The organism is Methylomonas sp. BG-2, assembly GCF_057766305.1.
The window spans coordinates 1-1794 of the sequence record NZ_JBYMAP010000431.1 but is presented as its reverse complement, the minus strand read 5'-3'; the positions used below and the strand labels follow the sequence as shown (position 1 = coordinate 1794).

Genomic DNA, 1794 nt, shown 5'->3' with positions numbered 1-1794 from the left:
GCGATTGTTTCCGGCACACCGGCCAAGCACAAAACCAACCATTTTCTGACCGGACGCGACGGCGGCCACGAGATCGACCTGCGAGGCGTCAAGCTTTACGGCAGCATGACCAACATCCGTGGCACTCAGTTGGAGTTTCAGCCTGACCTGACCAAAAACCTCGACGAAGCTGATCAGGTCTACGTCAACATCCCAACGATACCAGTTATTGAAGCGCTGCCGATAGGATGCAAATGGCTCATGCAGTTCCATGCGCGGATCACTACTCAGGGCGTAGGCCATGCCTTCGATCAGCCACTGCTCACCGCGTAGCAGCGATAGGCTGCCGAAACTGTTGGCCTGCCAATAGTGGATGAGTTCATGCGCCACGTAGTGCGGCCACCAAGCTCGCGGCGCGATGGCGATAGCGAAACTACCCAAGGTGAAGCCAGCCTTGTTAGCTAGCCCAAAGGTCGACCGGCATTGTTCCGTACTACAAAAAATGATCTTCGGCTCGCCGATAGACAAGCCCCATTGCTCGGCAAGATAACTTTTCGAATCATAGAGTAGTGATTGTGCCGCCGCGAGCTTAGAAAAATCGTCCACGCATAGGTTTTGTTCGTTACAACGGACGCCGAATGCTTCCAGAATTAGCACCCGAACTGGTTTGAAAACAGGCCACGCCGAAATCGGTATCAGCAGGAAAACACGACCAACCAGCTACCGTGCTGCCATTCATTAGACGTGTTGTACGGGACCAGGGTATTCAGCCACAGAGGCGTCGGACGTCAGAAGCGTGATGCCCTCAACCATGGCTTGGGCGACAAGCAAACGATCAAAGGGATCTTTATGGATCGGCGGCAAGGTGCCGATGGCGACTGCATGCTCACTGAGGATCGGCAATTCACTGTAGCCATTGTCCAGCAGCCCTCGCCGTAACAAGCGCGGATCGACCTGGAAGTCTTTGCGGCCTAATCCGCATTTGATAACGATTTCCCACAAACTGGCGACGCTGAAGAACAGCTCGTTTTCAGGGGCGCTCATCAGCGCCTGGGCATCCGGTGGTAAATACTCAAAACCTTCCGCCGCCCATAGCAGCAGATGGGTGTCCAATAGCAGTTTCATGCACCATCCTCAAATAGCTGTACGATTTCCTCTTCGTCCATCCGGTCAAAATCATCCGGTACATGGATTTGTCCAGCCATAAAACCAAAGCGCTTGATTTGAGAAGGCTCCGGCGCATTAAGCGCGATCACTTTAACCATCGGCTTGCCAGCCTTGGCAATGACAAAAGGCTCACCTTTGGCGGCTTGCTCTACCAGACGGGATAGTTGGGTTTTAGCGTCATGAATATTATATGTCTGCATGATGACAACCTGATTGGACTTAGTTTATATGGCTTAGTCTATCATGGTTCGACTAAACAACCTTAATAGTGTCAATGACCCGATTTGTCCGCGCTTACACCAGCGTGAGATATACAGAAGACTAAAAACAACAAACCTGCCAGCGCATTATTGAGGCAGCTGGGCGCTGCTTTCGAAAAGGCGGCTACCCGCGGTATCGGTGTCGATGGTTTGGCAAAGGAATCTGAAGACCTTGATCGAACGCAACCGAGGTCACCATTCACTACGCGCATTCGAAATCTATGCCGTTGACTATCTAACCAAACCCATCGAAGCGGGTTGTTTCGAAATGGCAAGGGGAAGGGCAAAATCCGCCGTCGGCGCACGTAAGGTACCAGAATTAATAGGCGATTCAGACCATTTCTTTCAATCGGCTGACTGCTTCCCGAACAATCGTTTTCATTCCGAC

At 52.0% G+C, this 1794-nt stretch carries 3 protein-coding genes and 1 pseudogene; 1 reads left to right on the top strand and 3 read right to left on the bottom strand.

What is annotated here, in order from left to right; genetic code table 11:
* The 3 genes from AC3B8H_RS21005 to AC3B8H_RS20995 all read right to left on the bottom strand — a co-directional run.
* A partial coding sequence (locus tag AC3B8H_RS21005; protein WP_488443455.1) for a hypothetical protein occupies positions 1 to 585 on the bottom strand: 585 nt, incomplete at its 3' end.
* A gap of 132 nt (positions 586 to 717) precedes the next feature.
* Positions 718 to 1104 carry a type II toxin-antitoxin system VapC family toxin gene (locus tag AC3B8H_RS21000; protein WP_488443454.1) on the bottom strand — a complete coding sequence of 129 codons (387 nt, stop codon included), beginning with the start codon at positions 1102 to 1104 and terminating at the stop codon, positions 718 to 720.
* On the bottom strand, positions 1101 to 1346 hold the full coding sequence (locus AC3B8H_RS20995; RefSeq protein WP_488443453.1) for a type II toxin-antitoxin system Phd/YefM family antitoxin: 246 nt from the start codon (positions 1344 to 1346) through the stop codon (positions 1101 to 1103). The genes AC3B8H_RS21000 and AC3B8H_RS20995 overlap by 4 nt, the downstream gene beginning before the upstream one ends.
* A gap of 232 nt (positions 1347 to 1578) precedes the next feature.
* Here AC3B8H_RS20995 and AC3B8H_RS20990 point away from each other — a divergent pair.
* Positions 1579 to 1794 (top strand): annotated as a pseudogene (locus AC3B8H_RS20990) (hypothetical protein); the annotation flags it as partial.

Bases quoted from the DNA above. Each gene is read 5' to 3' on its own strand.
- AC3B8H_RS20995 (WP_488443453.1), bottom strand. From the start codon at position 1,346: ATGCAGACATATAATATTCATGACGCTAAAACCCAACTATCCCGTCTG.
- AC3B8H_RS21000 (WP_488443454.1), bottom strand. From the start codon at position 1,104: ATGAAACTGCTATTGGACACCCATCTGCTGCTATGGGCGGCGGAAGGT.